This window comes from Streptomyces fradiae (assembly GCF_041270065.1).
In the GTDB taxonomy this organism is placed as follows: Bacteria; Actinomycetota; Actinomycetes; order Streptomycetales; family Streptomycetaceae; genus Streptomyces.
The window spans coordinates 6,724,715-6,738,865 of sequence record NZ_CP065958.1 but is presented as its reverse complement, the minus strand read 5'-3'; the positions used below and the strand labels follow the sequence as shown (position 1 = coordinate 6,738,865).

Annotated in this window: 15 protein-coding genes; 1 reads left to right on the top strand and 14 read right to left on the bottom strand. The window is 71.6% G+C overall.

Translation table 11 applies throughout. From position 1 onward, the window contains the following. Nucleotides 1-65: 65 nt before the first annotated feature. Nucleotides 66-1,616 (top strand): alpha/beta fold hydrolase, encoded by a 1,551-nt coding sequence (locus tag JAO84_RS30560; protein WP_370415723.1) that lies wholly within the window; start codon nt 66-68, stop codon nt 1,614-1,616. 58 nt (nt 1,617-1,674) lie between these two features. Here JAO84_RS30560 and JAO84_RS30555 read toward each other — a convergent pair whose 3' ends face one another. The 14 genes from JAO84_RS30555 to JAO84_RS30490 all read right to left on the bottom strand — a co-directional run bounded on the left by JAO84_RS30555 (nt 1,675) and on the right by JAO84_RS30490 (nt 14,053). After that, on the bottom strand, nt 1,675-2,535 hold the full coding sequence (locus tag JAO84_RS30555; RefSeq protein WP_370415722.1) for an amino acid ABC transporter permease: 861 nt from the start codon (nt 2,533-2,535) through the stop codon (nt 1,675-1,677). Next, nucleotides 2,532-3,176: an amino acid ABC transporter permease gene (locus JAO84_RS30550; RefSeq protein ID WP_370415721.1), complete on the bottom strand. Its 645-nt coding sequence runs from the start codon at nt 3,174-3,176 to the stop codon at nt 2,532-2,534. Before JAO84_RS30550 ends, JAO84_RS30555 begins: the two co-directional genes overlap by 4 nt. A 20-nt stretch (nt 3,177-3,196) precedes the next feature. Further along, nucleotides 3,197-4,114 (bottom strand): glutamate ABC transporter substrate-binding protein, encoded by a 918-nt coding sequence (locus JAO84_RS30545; RefSeq protein ID WP_370415720.1) that lies wholly within the window; start codon nt 4,112-4,114, stop codon nt 3,197-3,199. 25 nt (nt 4,115-4,139) lie between these two features. After that, nucleotides 4,140-4,886, bottom strand: coding sequence for an amino acid ABC transporter ATP-binding protein (locus tag JAO84_RS30540; protein WP_370415719.1), 747 nt, complete (start codon nt 4,884-4,886; stop codon nt 4,140-4,142). Between the two features lie 122 nt (nt 4,887-5,008). After that, nucleotides 5,009-5,446 carry a DUF6278 family protein gene (locus tag JAO84_RS30535; RefSeq protein ID WP_265867833.1) on the bottom strand — a complete coding sequence of 146 codons (438 nt, stop codon included), beginning with the start codon at nt 5,444-5,446 and terminating at the stop codon, nt 5,009-5,011. A 101-nt stretch (nt 5,447-5,547) separates the two neighbouring features. Further along, a complete protein-coding gene (locus JAO84_RS30530) occupies nt 5,548-6,327 on the bottom strand; it encodes an exodeoxyribonuclease III (RefSeq protein WP_370415718.1) in 780 nt (259 codons plus the stop codon). A 206-nt stretch (nt 6,328-6,533) separates the two neighbouring features. After that, nucleotides 6,534-7,166 carry an MBL fold metallo-hydrolase gene (locus JAO84_RS30525; protein ID WP_265867831.1) on the bottom strand — a complete coding sequence of 211 codons (633 nt, stop codon included), beginning with the start codon at nt 7,164-7,166 and terminating at the stop codon, nt 6,534-6,536. A 25-nt stretch (nt 7,167-7,191) separates the two neighbouring features. Then, the gene (locus JAO84_RS30520) at nt 7,192-8,451 is read right to left on the bottom strand and encodes an alpha/beta fold hydrolase (protein ID WP_370415717.1); all 1,260 of its coding nucleotides are present in this window, start codon (nt 8,449-8,451) and stop codon (nt 7,192-7,194) included. 92 nt (nt 8,452-8,543) lie between these two features. Continuing rightward, entirely contained in the window at nt 8,544-9,254 is a 711-nt protein-coding gene (locus JAO84_RS30515) for a lysophospholipid acyltransferase family protein (protein ID WP_370415716.1), read from the bottom strand. Nucleotides 9,255-9,356: 102 nt separating this feature from the next. Then, nucleotides 9,357-9,956, bottom strand: a complete 600-nt coding sequence (locus JAO84_RS30510) for a hypothetical protein (protein ID WP_370415715.1) — start codon at nt 9,954-9,956, stop codon at nt 9,357-9,359. Then, a complete protein-coding gene (locus tag JAO84_RS30505; protein ID WP_265867824.1) occupies nt 9,953-11,128 on the bottom strand; it encodes an ROK family glucokinase in 1,176 nt (391 codons plus the stop codon). The genes JAO84_RS30510 and JAO84_RS30505 overlap by 4 nt, the downstream gene beginning before the upstream one ends. A 47-nt stretch (nt 11,129-11,175) precedes the next feature. Further along, on the bottom strand, nt 11,176-11,985 hold the full coding sequence (locus JAO84_RS30500; protein WP_370415714.1) for an ATP-binding cassette domain-containing protein: 810 nt from the start codon (nt 11,983-11,985) through the stop codon (nt 11,176-11,178). Beyond that, on the bottom strand, nt 11,982-13,037 hold the full coding sequence (locus JAO84_RS30495) for an ABC transporter permease (protein WP_370415713.1): 1,056 nt from the start codon (nt 13,035-13,037) through the stop codon (nt 11,982-11,984). Before JAO84_RS30495 ends, JAO84_RS30500 begins: the two co-directional genes overlap by 4 nt. Beyond that, nucleotides 13,034-14,053, bottom strand: a complete 1,020-nt coding sequence (locus JAO84_RS30490; protein ID WP_265867821.1) for a sugar ABC transporter substrate-binding protein — start codon at nt 14,051-14,053, stop codon at nt 13,034-13,036. Before JAO84_RS30490 ends, JAO84_RS30495 begins: the two co-directional genes overlap by 4 nt. Between the last annotated feature and the right edge of the window lie 98 nt (nt 14,054-14,151).

Genomic DNA, 14,151 nt, shown 5'->3' with positions numbered 1-14,151 from the left:
CATCGCGGTTACCGTCGGGTCACTTTCACTGCCCCCCATTCAGTGAACCAGTGAGGAGTGACCCCGTGCGCACAGCCCTGACCTTCGCCGTCTCGGCGGCCCTCGTCGCCGGGACGGCCCTCGGGCTCGCCCCCGCCGCCCAGGCGGACTCCGCCGACACCGTCCGCTTCGTCGACATCGCCGGCGACGGCGGCACCGTCCTCAAGGCCAATGTCGTCACCCCGGCCGGTGCCGCCGCCGGCGCCCGCTACCCCGTGATCGTGCTGCCGACCAGCTGGGCGATGCCCCAGGTCGAGTACCTCGCCCAGGCCAAGCAGCTCGCCGACTCCGGCTATGTCGTGGTGAGTTACAACTCGCGCGGCTTCTGGCAGTCCGGCGGCGAGATCGAGACCGCCGGGCCGAAGGACGTCGCCGACGCCTCGCTCGTCATCGACTGGGCGCTGGCGAACACTCCGGCCGATCCCGCCAAGGTGGGCATGGCGGGCGTCTCGTACGGCGCCGGCATCAGCCTGCTCGTCGCCGCGCACGACAAGCGGGTCAAGGCGGTCGCCGCGCTCAGCGGCTGGGCCGACCTCATCGACTCCATCTACAGCGGCCGCACCCAGCACCTCCAGGCCGCCGCGCTGCTCGGCGGCGCCGGCTATCTCACCGGCCGGCCCGGGCCCGAACTCCAGCAGACGCTCAAGGACTTCCTCTCCTCCAACCTGGACAAGGAGGACGAGATGATCGCGTGGGGCCGCAAGCGCTCCGCCGCGACCCACCTCGACGCGCTCAACGCCAACCGGCCCGCGATCATGCTGGGCAACGCCTGGGGCGACACCATCTTCCCGCCCAACCAGTTCGCGAGCTTCTACGAGAAGCTGGCCGGGCCCAAGCGCCTGGAGTTCCGGCCCGGCGACCACGCCACCGCCGAGGCCACCGGACTGCTCGGGCTGCCCAACGACACCTGGACCAGCGCCCACCGCTGGTTCGACCACTACCTCAAGGGCGTCGACAACGGCGTCGACCGCGAGCAGCCCGTCCGGCTCAAGCCGCGCTCCGACGCCGGCTACGAGGGCTACCCGGACTGGACGTCGGTCAACGCCAACCGGCGCGAGATCCCGCTCGGCGGCTCCGAGCACCTGTGGGCCAACGTCGACTCCGGCGCCGACGGCGGCGTCGTCCTGCTGTCCAACCTCCTGGACCAGTTCTTCCAGGCCCCGCCCGCCGTCTCGGTCCCGCTGCTCCCCCGCGCCTTCGCGGGCGTGTGGCAGTCCGAGCGGTACGCCACCCCGCAGCGGGTGCGCGGCACGGCCCGGCTGCACACCACGGTCACCCCGACCGCCGAGAGCGGCACCTTCGTGGCGTACCTCTACGACGTGGGCCCGCTCGGGATCGGCAAGCTGGTCACCCACGCCCCGTACACCTTCCACGACCGGCAGCCGGGGCGGCCGTTCGCCGTCGACCTGGACCTCTTCTCCACGGCCTACGACGTACCGGCCGGCCACCGGCTCGCGCTGGTCGTCGACACCGTCGACCCGCTGTACATCGAGCACAACCCGACCGGCGCGCAGCTGACCTTCTCCTCGCCCGCGGCCGACCCGAGTCATGTGTCGGTACCGCTGCGGTCGGAGTGATCACGGCTGCTGCCGGGCGGGCAGGGCCCGGGCGGGGCTGGTGCGCCGTGCCGGGAGGCTACTCCCGGTCCGGCAGCAGCGTGGGCGGTTCCGCCGGAGCGACGTCGACGGCCTTCGTCCGGGGGCTGCGGCGCTCCCTCCGCGCCACCCAGGTGGCGAACCAGGACAGCAGCATGCACATGCCGATGTAGATCGGTGAGATCACCAGCACCACCGGGATGAACGGCAGGTCGTAGTCCAGGTTGGAGGCGATCAGCTTGCCCGCGTGCAGGAACTCCTCGTACGTGATGAGGAAGCCGAGCGAGGTGTCCTTCAGGGCCACCACCAGCTGGCTGATGATGGCGGGCAGCATGGCCCGCACCGCCTGCGGCACCAGGACATAGGTCATCACCTGGGTCTTCCGCATGCCGAGCGCGTACGCGGCCTCCCGCTGCCCGCGGGCCACCGCGTGGACGCCGGTGCGGAAGACCTCGGCGAGCACCGAGCCGTTGTAGAGAGTGAGTCCGGCCACCAGGGCGGGCAGCGGCTGGACCTTGAGCGCCACGAAGATGAAGAAGATCATCACGAGGACCGGCATGGCCCGGAAGAACTCGACGAGCAGGGTGGAGGTCCAGCGGAAGGCCCGGTGTTCGGAGAGGCGTCCGGTGGCGAGGACCGCGCCGAGCGCGAGGGAGAGCACCGAGGCGTACGCGAAGGCCTTGAGGGTGTTGCCGAGGCCCCGGAGGAGCAGTTCCTGGATGCCCTGGTACTCGAAGGGCGTCCACTTGGTGGCGGTGAACTGGCCCGTGTCGAAGAGGAGATAGAGGATCCAGGACGCGAGGCCGAGCAGGACGGCGGTCGAGATCAGACCGTAGATCAGATGGCGTCGGCGGGTGCGCGGGCCCGGGATGTCGTAGAGCGCGGAGGTGGCGGTGGTCATCGGGCGACTCCATAGCGCTTCTCCAGGAGGTGGAAGAGCGCGCTGATGGCGAGGGTGATGATGAGGTAGCCGACGGCGATCCAGACGAAGGTCCAGACGATGTTGTAGCCGAGCTCGCTCAACGTCTTGTAGGTGCCGAGGAGTTCGGTGACGCTGAACGCGCCGGCGATGGCGGAGTTCTTGGCGAGGGCGATGAGGGTGGAGCCGATCGGCGGGATCACCGAGCGGAAGGCCTGTGGCAGCACGACGTTGCCGAGGGTCTGGCCGAAGGTCATGCCGAGGCTGCGGGCGGCCTCGCCCTGGCCGAGCGGCACGGTGTTGATGCCGGAGCGCAGCGCCTCGCAGATGAACGCGGAGGTGTAGCAGCCGAGGGCGAGCACCGCGAACAGTTCGAAGGGCAGCACGAGGCCGAACCGGGGCAGGCCCAGCATCACCGCGAAGAACAGCAGGGTGAGCGGGGTGTTGCGGAGCACGGTGACCCACGCGGTGCCGAACACCCGCAGCGAGCGGACCGGGGCGACCCGGAAGGAGGCCACGAGGAAGCCGAGCACGAGGGCCAACAGGGAGGAGTAGACGGTGAGTTCGACGGTGCCGAGGAAGCCTTCGCCGTAGGTGGAGAAGTTCTGTGTCAGGACGTCCATGGCGGGGTGGTGCTCCTTCCTCAGCTCGCCGGGTAGCGGTCGATGGCGGGCGGGGCGGGCACGGGCACGCCGGACAGGCCGAGGGTCGCGTCGTACGCCTCCTTCCAGTCGCCGTTCTTCTCGTGGGCGGCGATCGCGTCGTCGAGGGCGAGGCGCAGCGCGGTGTCGGAGTGCGGCACGCCGATGCCGTACGGCTCCTTGCTGAACGGCTTTCCGGCCAGCTTGAGTTCGTCGGGGACCTTGGCCGCGTAGCCCATGAGGATGGTGTCGTCGGTGGTGACGGCGTCGACCTGGTAGGTGAGCAGGTTGTCGACGCAGACCGAGTAGGTGTCGTACGCGACGAGTTCGGCCTGCGGGTAGTCCTTCTGGATGCGCTGGTACGGGGTGGAGCCGGCGGCGGAGCAGACCCGCTTGCCGGCCAGGTCCTGGGGTCCGTCGATGTCGTTCTCGTCGGTGCGGACCAGGAGGGACTGGCCGGCCAGGTAGTAGGGGCCGGCGAAGCCGACGAGCTTCTTGCGGTTGTCGTTGATGGTGTAGGTGCCGACGTAGTAGTCGATCTGGCCGTTCTGCAGGGCGGTTTCGCGGTTGGCCGAGGCGATGGTCCGGAAGGAGATGCCGGCCGGGTCGAAGCCGAGAGAGGCGGACATCATCCGGGCGATCTCGATGTCGAAGCCCGAGTAGACGCCGGTCGCCGGGTCCTTCTCGCCCATGTAGGGCTGGTCCTCCTTGACGCCGACCACGAGCCGTCCGCGCTTCTTCGCCCGGTTCCAGGTCGCGGAGTCGGCCAGGGTGAAGCCGGACCGCACCTGGTAGACCGGGAGTTGGTCCGGCTGGGGGCCCTTGACGGGCGGGCTGCCCTCCTTGCCGCAGCCGGCGCCGGTGAGGGCGGCGGCGAGCAGCAGGGCGAGCGCGGCGAGGGTTCGTTTCGTTCGCTGCATGGGGGTTGCGCTGCTCCCGGTCCGGTCAGTGCTGGAGGATCTTGGACAGGAAGTCCTTGGCGCGGTCGCTGTTCGGGGTGGTGAAGAAGGCCTCGGGCTCGCGGTCCTCGACGATCCGGCCGTCGGCCATGAAGACCACGCGGTTGGCGGCGGAGCGCGCGAAGCCCATCTCGTGGGTGACGACGACCATCGTCATGCCCTCCTGGGCCAGTTGCCGCATGACCTCCAGGACCTCGTTGATCATCTCCGGGTCGAGGGCCGAGGTCGGCTCGTCGAAGAGGAGGGCCTTGGGGTCCATGGCGAGGGCGCGGGCGATGGCCACGCGCTGCTGCTGGCCGCCGGAGAGCTGGGCGGGGAACTTGTCGGCGTGGGCGGCGAGTCCGACCCGGTCGAGGAGTTCGCGGGAGCGCCGGTCCGCCTCGTCCTTCCCGCGCTTGCGGACCTTCACCTGCGCCAGGGAGACATTGGCGAGCACGGTCTTGTGGGCGAAGAGGTTGAAGGACTGGAAGACCATGCCGACCTCGGCGCGCAGCTTGGCGAGCGCCTTGCCCTCCTCGGGGAGCGGCTGTCCGTCGATGCGGATCTCGCCGGACTCGACCGCTTCCAGGCGGTTCATCGCCCGGCACAGCGTGGACTTGCCGGAGCCGGAGGGTCCGATGACCACGACCACCTCCCCGCGCCCGACGGTGAGGTGGATGTCCTGGAGGACGTGCAGGGCGCCGTAATGCTTGTTCACGCCCCGCAGTTCGATCAACGGATCGACGACGGCCATCTGCTGCCCTGCCCCCTGGTCTCTCAGCTGCTGTCGAGGTCAGCGCAAACTATCCGCCGAGAAAAGGGACTTCACACCCGACACGCATGAAACCGGGATAAGCCGTATTTACTGCAAAGGAGTCAGAACTCCGCCGATTCGGCGTAGATCTGGGACAGCTCGGGGATCCCGGTCGTGGCCCAGTCGAGGCCCGCCTCGACCACGTTGACCTCGCGCCCGGAGGGCAGCAGGACCACCGGCTGTCCGTCGGGCCGCAGCCGCCAGCCGGCGCCCGGCACGGTCCGGACGATCACCGTGCCGAGATAGAGGCCCGCGTCGTTGCCGACCCAGGGCAGCTCCTCCGGGTCGTCCCGCCAGCGCGGTGGCAGCTGGTCGAGCGCGGCGAGCGAGCGCGGGGTGTCGTCGAGCGCCACCCCGGCCTCCTGGGCACGGGCGCGCAGCAGCTCGCACTCGGCGAGCAGCTCGGCCGCCCCCTCCGGGTCCCGGTCGAAGACGGAGACCAGGGGGGAGCGTGCCGTGTCGTGCTTCTTGCGCCAGTTGTCCAGGAAAGGAATGTTCATCCGAACAGCGTCGCACCGCACCCCTGGGGGGCACCACCCGGCACGCGGGCACCCGGCGCGCGGGACGGCCGTACGACAGCCGGACGACGGTCAGACGACGGTCAGAGGTCGAGGTCGACGACGACCGGGGCGTGGTCGGAGGCGCCCTTGCCCTTGCGCTCCTCGCGGTCCACGTAGCTGTCCTTGACGGCGTCCGCGAACGGCTTGTTGCCGTAGACCAGGTCGATGCGCATGCCCTTGTTCTTGGGGAAGCGCAGCTGGCGGTAGTCCCAGTACGTGTAGGGGTGCTCGTACTTCAGCGGGCGCGGCACCACGTCGCCGAGGCCGGCCTCGCGCAGCGCGGCGAGCGCGGCCCGCTCCGGCTCGGTGACATGGGTGAGGCCCTCGAACTCGGCGATGTCCCAGACGTCGTCGTCGGTCGGCGCGATGTTGTAGTCGCCGAGCACCGCGAAGGGGCGCTCCCCCGCCGCGTCGTCGGCGACGGCCGCCTTCAGGGCCTCCAGCCAGCGCAGCTTGTACGCGTAGTGGTCGTGGGCGACCTCCCGGCCGTTCGGCACGTAGACCGACCAGAGGCGGACCGGGCCGCAGGTCGCGGAGATCGCCCGCGGCTCCTGCACGCCGTCGTAGTCGGGGCCGCCGGGCAGCCCGGTGACCACGTCGTCCAGGCCGACCCGGGAGACCAGGGCGACCCCGTTCCACCGTCCGGTGGCGTTGACCACCGACTCGTACCCCAGCTCGCGCAGCTCGGCGGCGGGGAACTGCTCGGCGGTGCACTTGGTCTCCTGGATGCACAGCACGTCGGTGCCGCTGCTCTCCAGCCAGGCCAGGAGCCGGGGCAGCCGGGCGGTGATCGAATTGACGTTCCAGGTGGCGATGCGCATGAGCGCAAGCCTAGGGCCTGTCCGGCGGATCAGGGTCGGATAGCCCGCGGCGTCTGGTGCGGTGCATGGCAAGGCGCCGGAGTGTCCTCATAGCGGAGCTATGGGGGCATTTCGGCAACGCAGCCAGGTGCCGTGCCAGGCGTCGCGGGCCCGGCCATGATCCGCCGGACAGGCCCTCGCCCCGGGGTCTGACAGGCCGGGGTCGCTCAGAGCTCGGCCGAGTCGCCCGGGGCGAGGCGGCGGTGATCGGTGCCGCCCAGGGCGCCGATCTGGCGGTCGTAGATGGGGCGCGCCAGGTCGGTGAGGAGCGCGTCGTGGATGTCGTACGCGCGCACCGGCTTGACCTCGCGGACGTACTCGATCACCTCGGAGATCTTGTTCCACGGGGCCATGACCGGCAGGAACAGGGTCTCCACCGGCCGGTCGGGCACGGTGAGGGCGTCGCCGGGGTGGAAGACGGCGCCGTCGACGAGGAAGCCGACGTTGGTGATGCGCGGGATGTCGGGGTGGATCACCGCGTGCAGCTCGCCGTGCACCTGGACGTCGAAGCCGGCGGCGCTGAACGTGTCCCCGTGCCCCACGGTGTGCACCCGGCCGGGGAAGGCCGCGGACAGCTGTTCGGCGACGCTGCGCAGCGTCCACACCTCGGCGGCCGGATTGCCGTCCAGGGCGGCGCGCAGCCGGGCCTCGTCGAAGTGGTCGGGATGCTCGTGGGTGACGAGGAGGACGTCCGCGCCGAGCGCGGCGTCCTCCTCGGTGAACATCCCGGGGTCGATGACGAGCGTGCGCCCGTCCTTCTCCAGACGGACGCAGGCGTGGGTGTTCTTCGTCAGCTTCACGGGACCGAGCCTACGGCCGGCACCGCTACCGGGGCGTGGTGTCCTCCTCGATCACCCGGCGGACCACCCGGAGGGCGCTCTCGGCGGCCGGGAGGCCGCAGTAGACGGCGGTCTGGAGGAGGATCTCGCGGAGCTCGTCGGGGGTCAGGCCGTTGCGCAGGGCGGCGCGGGTGTGGTCGGCCAGGGCCTCGTGGTGGCCGCCGGAGATCAGGGCGGCAAGGGTGACGGCGCTGCGGGTGCGCCGGTCGAGCCCCTCGCGGCTCCACACCTCGCCCCAGGCGAAGCGGGTGAGGAGGTGCTGGAAGTCGGCGCCGAAGGGGTCGGCGAGCGCCTCGTCGACGTGCGCGTCGCCGAGCACCTCGCGGCGCAGCTTGAGCCCGCTCTCGTACGGGTCGGGGCGGGTGTCCTCGTCCTCGGCGGGGGCCGCGGGGCCGAGCTCGCCGGCCGGGACGACGGGCGCGGAGACCGGCGGCATGCCGGGCACGGCGAGGGAGCCGGTGGACTCCTGGGCGAGCGGCGCGAAGTGGCCGGTGAGCAGTTCGGTGACGGCGGCGGGCTGCTCGACGGGCGCGAGGTGGGAGGCGCCGGGGACGACGGCGAGCCGGGCGTCGGCTATCCCGGCGACGAGGGTGCGGGCCTCGGCGGGCCCGGTGACCCGGTCGTCGGCGCCGACCAGGACGAGCGCGGGGACGCCGATCCGCTCCAGGGCGTCGCGGACGTCGAAGACGGCGAGCGCCTCGCAGGCGGCGATGTAGCAGCCGGGGTCGGTGGTGCGGACCATCTGCACGGCCCAGTCGACGATGGCGGGCTGGGCGCCGGCGAACGCGGGGGTGAACCACTGCTCGGGGGCGGTGCGGGCCATCGGTTCGAGGCCGTTGGTGCGGACGATCACGCCGCGCTGGCGGAACTCGTCCGGGGTGCCGAAGCGGGGCGAGGTGGAGACCAGGGCGAGGGAGGCCACCCGGTGCGGGGCGCGCAGCGCGAGGTCGAGGCCGATGGCTCCGGCGAGGGCGCAGCCCGCGTAGCCGAAGCGCTGGATGCCGAGCTCGTCGAGGGTGTCGAGCAGCCGGTCGCCGAGCTCGGCGACGGAGCTCGCCGGGTGCGCGGGGGCGCCGCCGTGTCCGGGCAGGTCGAAGCGCACGACCCGCCAGGAGCGGGTCAGTTCGGGGATCTGGCGGTCCCACATGTGCCAGGTGGTGCCGAGCGAGGGACCGAGCACCAGGACCGGTGCGTCGTCCCGCCCGTCGATGCGGTACTGCAGGGTGTTCGTCGGATTCTCACTCACGCCCTGCACGCTCTCACATCCTCCGCCGTCCGCCGTGCCCGGGTCGTCACCCCGCGCAACCCGTCCCGCGTTGTGGCGGCCCCGTGAAGATCTCAGGCGGCGGCTTCACGCCACTCCTCCCCGCTCGTGGGCGAGGGCAGCGGGAACACCGCGGCGGCCGGCTCGCCGAGCCGCGCGGCGGCCTCCCGCCAGGCGGCGGTGACGGCGCGGTGCGCCTGGGCGGTACGGGCCGGGGTGTCGCCGGTGAGCACGAGCGGGCGGCCGATGTGGACGTGGAGGTCCGGGCGGCGCAGCGGGGCGGTCGCAAGGCCGGCGAGCTGCTTCGCCGTACCGCCGGAGATCAGCCGGCGGGCGCCGGCCTGCCCGATGGGGACGAGCGGGGCTCCGGTGCGCCGGGAGAGCCGGGCGATGCCGCTGCGGAAGGCCTCCGGGGGCGCCTCGGCGGCGTCCCTGCGGCGCGGCAGTCCGCCCTCCGGGTAGAGCAGGACCAGGCGTCCCGCGGCGAGGGCCTCGGCCGCGAGGTCGAGGGCCTCGGCGGCCCGGGCGCTGCCCCGGTGCACCGGGATGTGGCCCTCGCGGGCCAGCGCCCGGCCGAGCCCGGGCACGCGCCAGAGGCCGGCGGTGGCGGCGACGACGGGTTCGACGCCGAGCCGGCGCAGGGCGGCGAGGACGACCGCCGGGTCGGCGAGCGAGGTGTGGTTGGCGACCAGGATGCTGCCGGGCGCGAGGGCCGCCCGCGGGTCGGCGGTGACGCCCAGGCGGGCCACGGTCGGCAGCAGGTGTCCGGAAAGGCGGCTCAGCATGGGGTCCCCCCGAGGTCGGCGACGTTCCTGACGCCATGCTCGGCCGGGGGCGCCCCGGGCGTCCTGAGTCGCGCTACTCAGCCGCGCCCCGCGCCGTACCCATCAGGGCGAGGTCGCCGACACCACGTACACGCGCGGGAAGGCCGGATCCGTCAGGTCGGCCGTGATGGTGGTGTGCGGGCGGGGCTGCTCGCGGGTGATCGTGGCACCGGACCAGGCCCGGTCGGGGGTGAACCGCCAGCCGACGATGTCGGCGTCGCGGTCGGTGATCGTCACCTCGCCCGGCTTCAGGGCCGCGCGGCCGGTGCCGCTGTCCGCGAGGAACGCGTCCAGGCCGGCGGCGGAGGTCGTGAACTGGACGTAGAGGCGGCTGGTCTTCCAGTTGCTGGTCTCGTAGTAGGCGACGTGCCAGGCGTCGGACGGGACCGGGATCTCGAAGACCCGGCGCTTCATCAGCGAGGGCCAGTTGTCCTGGAGGCCGACGGCGGAGGACTCGCGTTCCTTGTCGCGGCCGCTGTCGCGGCTCTGCCCGGCGGAGATCGCCAGATAGCCGGCGGGCACGCCGATGAGCAGCACGATGATCAGCAGGGTGAGCACGCGCCGGCGCAGCATGTGGCCGCGGTCCTCGGGGAGCCGGCCCTCGGGCGGCTCGGGCGGGCGCTCGGAGTGCTCGGGCGGCAGGGTCGGGTGGGGCACGGTCATGGCTGGGGGTCCTGGGTGGGGCGGGAGCCGCGTTCGGTGGTCGCGCCGCGCAGCACCTGCGCGTAGCGGCCGTACCGCTCGTAGCGCTCGACCCGCCGGCGGTTGGCGCGGCGGAACCGGCGGGCGACGAGCCGGGCGAGGTCGGCGGCGCCGACCATGCCGGCCTCGGGGCCGAGCTGGGCGCGGGCGATCCGCGCCTCGGGGCGGTAGCCGCGGCCGGTGAGGTGGCGCCGGAAGGCGTCCCGGGCGGGGCCGATGAGCAGGTCGTCGGCGGCGGAGACACCGCCGCCGATGACGAAGCAGGAGGGGTCGAGCGCGGCGGCCAGGTTGGCGAGGCCCACGCCGAGCCACTGGCCGATGTCCTGGAGCAGCTCGACGCACATGGCGTCGCCCTCGCGGGCGAGCTCGGTGATGAGCGGGCCGGTGATGTCGGGCACGCTGCCCTTGACCCGCTCGATGATGTTGTACGCGACCGGGGAGTCGGCGGCGGCCAGCTCGCGGGCCTCGCGGACCAGCGCGTTGCCGGAGCTGTACTGCTCCCAGCAGCCGCGGTTGCCGCAGGGGCAGCGGTGGCCGCCGGGGACGACCTGCATATGGCCGAACTCGCCGGCCACCCCGTACTTGCCGCGCTTGACCTGGCCGTCCTCCAGGATGGCGCCGCCGATGCCGGTGCCGAGGGTGATCATGACGAGGTGGTCCTCGCCGCGTCCGGCGCCGAAGCGCCACTCGGCCCAGGCGGCGGTGTTGGCGTCGTTGTCCACCATGACGGGGACGGCGAGCCGGTCCTGGAGCGCGTCCCTGAGCGGCTCGTTGCGCCAGGCGAGGTGGGGGGCGAAGAGCACCCGGGCCCGGTCGGCGTCGACCCAGCCGGCCGCGCCGATGCCGACGGCGTGCACGTCGTGCCGGTCGGAGAGGTCCAGGACCAGTTCGACGATGGTGTCCTCGACGACCTTGGGGCTCTTGGACTTGTCGGGGGTCTCGGTGCGGACCTTCTCCAGGATGTTGCCGTCGGCGTCGACGACCCCGGCCATCACCTTCGTACCGCCGATGTCGATGCCGACGGTCGGCACGCGGGGCGCGGTCAGGTGCGAGCGCCGCTCCCGGGTGCCGACGGTCCGCAGGACCGTGCCGCGAGCCGAGCCGCGGTGCGTGAGGTCACGGTAGGTACTCATCGGCTCGATTCTGCCAGGTGGGATGTGAGGTCCGCGTGATGAAGGGATTACGTTCCGGAGGGGCGTTCCAATTCGTGGCGCAGGTCCTCCAGCTCGCTGCCGCCGGCCATCTGGCGGGTCAACTCGTCCAGGGTGATGGAGCCCTTGGTGTGGCTGCCGGCCATGACACCGCGCTTCAGGAGCACGAATCGGTCGCCGACGAGATAGGCGTGGTGCGGGTTGTGGGTGATGAGGACCACGCCGAGGCCCTGGTCACGTGCGGCCGCCACATACTTCAGGACGACCCCGGACTGCTTGACGCCGAGCGCGGCGGTCGGCTCGTCGAGGACGAGGACCTTGGCCCCGAAGTGCACGGCGCGGGCGATGGCCACGCACTGGCGCTCGCCGCCGGACAGGGTGCCGATGGGCTGGTCGACGTCGCGCAGGTCGATGCCCATGCGCAGCAGCGCCGTACGGGTGGTCTCCCGCATGGTCGCGACGTCGAGGCGCTTGAAGGGGCCCTTGCCGCGGGTGGGCTCGGAGCCGAGGAAGAAGTTGCGCCAGACGGGCATCAGGGGGACGACGGCGAGGTCCTGGTAGACGGTGGCGATGCCGCGGTCCAGGGCGTCGCGCGGGTTGGCGAGGGTGACCTCCTCGCCCTCGATGCGGAAACTGCCGGCGTCGTGCCGGTGGAGCCCGGCGACGATCTTGATGAGGGTGGACTTGCCGGCGCCGTTGTCGCCGAGGACGCAGGAGATCTCCCCCGCGTTCACCTCCAGGGAGACCCCTTCGAGGGCGCGGATGTTGCCGTAGTACTTGCTGACATCGTCGAGCTCGACGAGCGGGGTGGCGGTGCTGCCGGTGGACTCGGTCGTCACTTGGTCGCCTCCACGCGCTTGCGGATCCAGGCGTTCAGGAGCGTCGCGAGCAGCAGCATCGCGCCCAGGAAGAACTTGAACCAGTCCGGGTTCCACTCGGCGTACACGATGCCCTTGCCGGTCATGCCGAAGATGAAGGCGCCGACCGCCGAGCCGATGGCGGAGCCGTAGCCGCCGGTGATCAGGCAGCCGCCGATGACGGCCGCGATGATGTAGATCAACTCGTTGCCGACGCCCTCGCCGGACTGGACGACGTCGAACGAGAACAGCAGGTGCTGGCCGGAGATCCAGGCGCAGAAGGCCACGCCCATGTAGAGGCCGATCTTGGTCTTGTAGACCGGGACGCCGACCGCGCGGGCGGCGTCGGCGCCGCCGCCGACCGCGAAGATCCAGTTGCCGAAGCGGGTGCGCAGCAGGATCCAGGTGGCCAGGGCGACGAGCACGAACCACCACAGGATCGTGACCTTCAGCTCGACCCCGCCGACCGTCCAGGTGGAGGCGAAGAGCTTGCGGGCGGAGGGGAAGCCCTCCATGTCGGCGATCGACTTGGTGGAGACGGTGCCGCTGATCAGCTTGGTGAAGCCGAGGTTCAGACCGGTCAGCATCAGGAAGGTGCCGAGCGTGATGATGAAGCTCGGCAGTTTGGTGCGGGTCAGCATGAAGCCGTTGAACGCGCCGATGGCGAGGGTGGCGAGCAGCGAGACGCCGACGCCGACCCAGACGTTGGCGGTCATCTGGTAGCTGAACATCGAGGAGATCAGCGCCGAGCTGGTGACCAGGACACCGGCCGACAGGTCGAACTCGCCGCCGATCATGAGCAGCGCGACCGGCACGGCCATGATGCCGATGGTGGAGGCCGCGTACAGCACCGTGCCGAGGCTGGCGGCGCGCAGGAAGCTGTCCGCGACGATCGAGAAGAACGCGAAGACGGCGACGGCGCCGACCAGCGAGCCGAGCTCGGGCCGGGCGAGCAGCTTCTTCAGCGGGGAGGTGCGGAGCAGCCGTTCGTCGACGTGGTCGAGGCCGTCCGAGGGCGGGGAGGCGGCGCTCATCGGGTGCCCCGCTCGGTGTACTCCTTGAGCGCGCCCGCCTGGTCCTTGGTGATGATCTGCGGGCCGGTGAGGACCGGCTTGCCGCCGCCGAGGACGTCGGCGTTGTAGCGGTAGAGCCAGAGCAGGTCGACGGCCTCGTAGCCCTGGAGGTAGGGCTGCTGGTCGACGGCGAAGCCGAGGGTGCCGGCCTCCAGGGCGGTCGCGACCTTGGCGTTGAGGTCGAAGGTGTCGACCTCGGCCTTGCTGCCGGCGCTCTTCTTCGCCTGCACGGCGGCGTCCGCGAACGGCGCGCCGAGGGTCACGACGGCGTCGATCGACGGGTCGGACTGGAGCTTGGCGAGGATGGAGGCCTGGACGTCGGGCATGTTGGTGCCGTCCACGTACAGGTTCTGCAGCTCGCCGCCGAAGGTCTTCTTCGCGCCGGCGCAGCGCTGCTCGTGTCCGACGTTGCCCTGCTCGTGCAGGACGCACAGGGCCTTCTTGCGGCCCCTCTGGTCCAGCTCGTCGCCGACGGCCTCGCCGGCCACGGTCTCGTCCTGGCCGATGTGGGTGAGGGCGCCGAAGGCCTTGGACTGGTCGGCGCCGGAGTTCACCGTGATCACCGGGATGCCGGCCTTCACGGCCTTCTCGACGGAGGCCTTCATCGCGTCGGGCTTGGCGAGGGTGACGATGATGCCGTCGACCTTCTTCGCCACGTACGAGTCGATGAGCTGGGCCTGCTGCTGTGCCTCGTCGCTGTGGGCGTAGAGGAAGTTGATGTTGTCCTTGACGGCGGCCTGCTTGGCGCCGTTCTGGACGATGTCCCAGAAGGTGTCGCCGTCGCCCGAGTGGGTGACCATGGCGAAGGTCCAGCGGGGGGTGTTCACGGCCGCCCTGCCCTGGGCCGCGGCCGCCTTGCGGGCGTCCTCCGCGCGCTTGCCGCCGGTGCTGCTGCATCCGGCGAGCGCGGCGGTCAGCGCCACCGCGAGCACGGCGCCGACCGCCGCGCGTACCCCTCCTGTGCGAACCCTGGTCACGAGACCGTGCCCTCCTTTGTGTCCTTCTGCGTGCATTGCAGTATCGGTCATGGGGGTCGCGCCGATCTTCAGCGGGGCCTGATCCGCACCTGATCCAC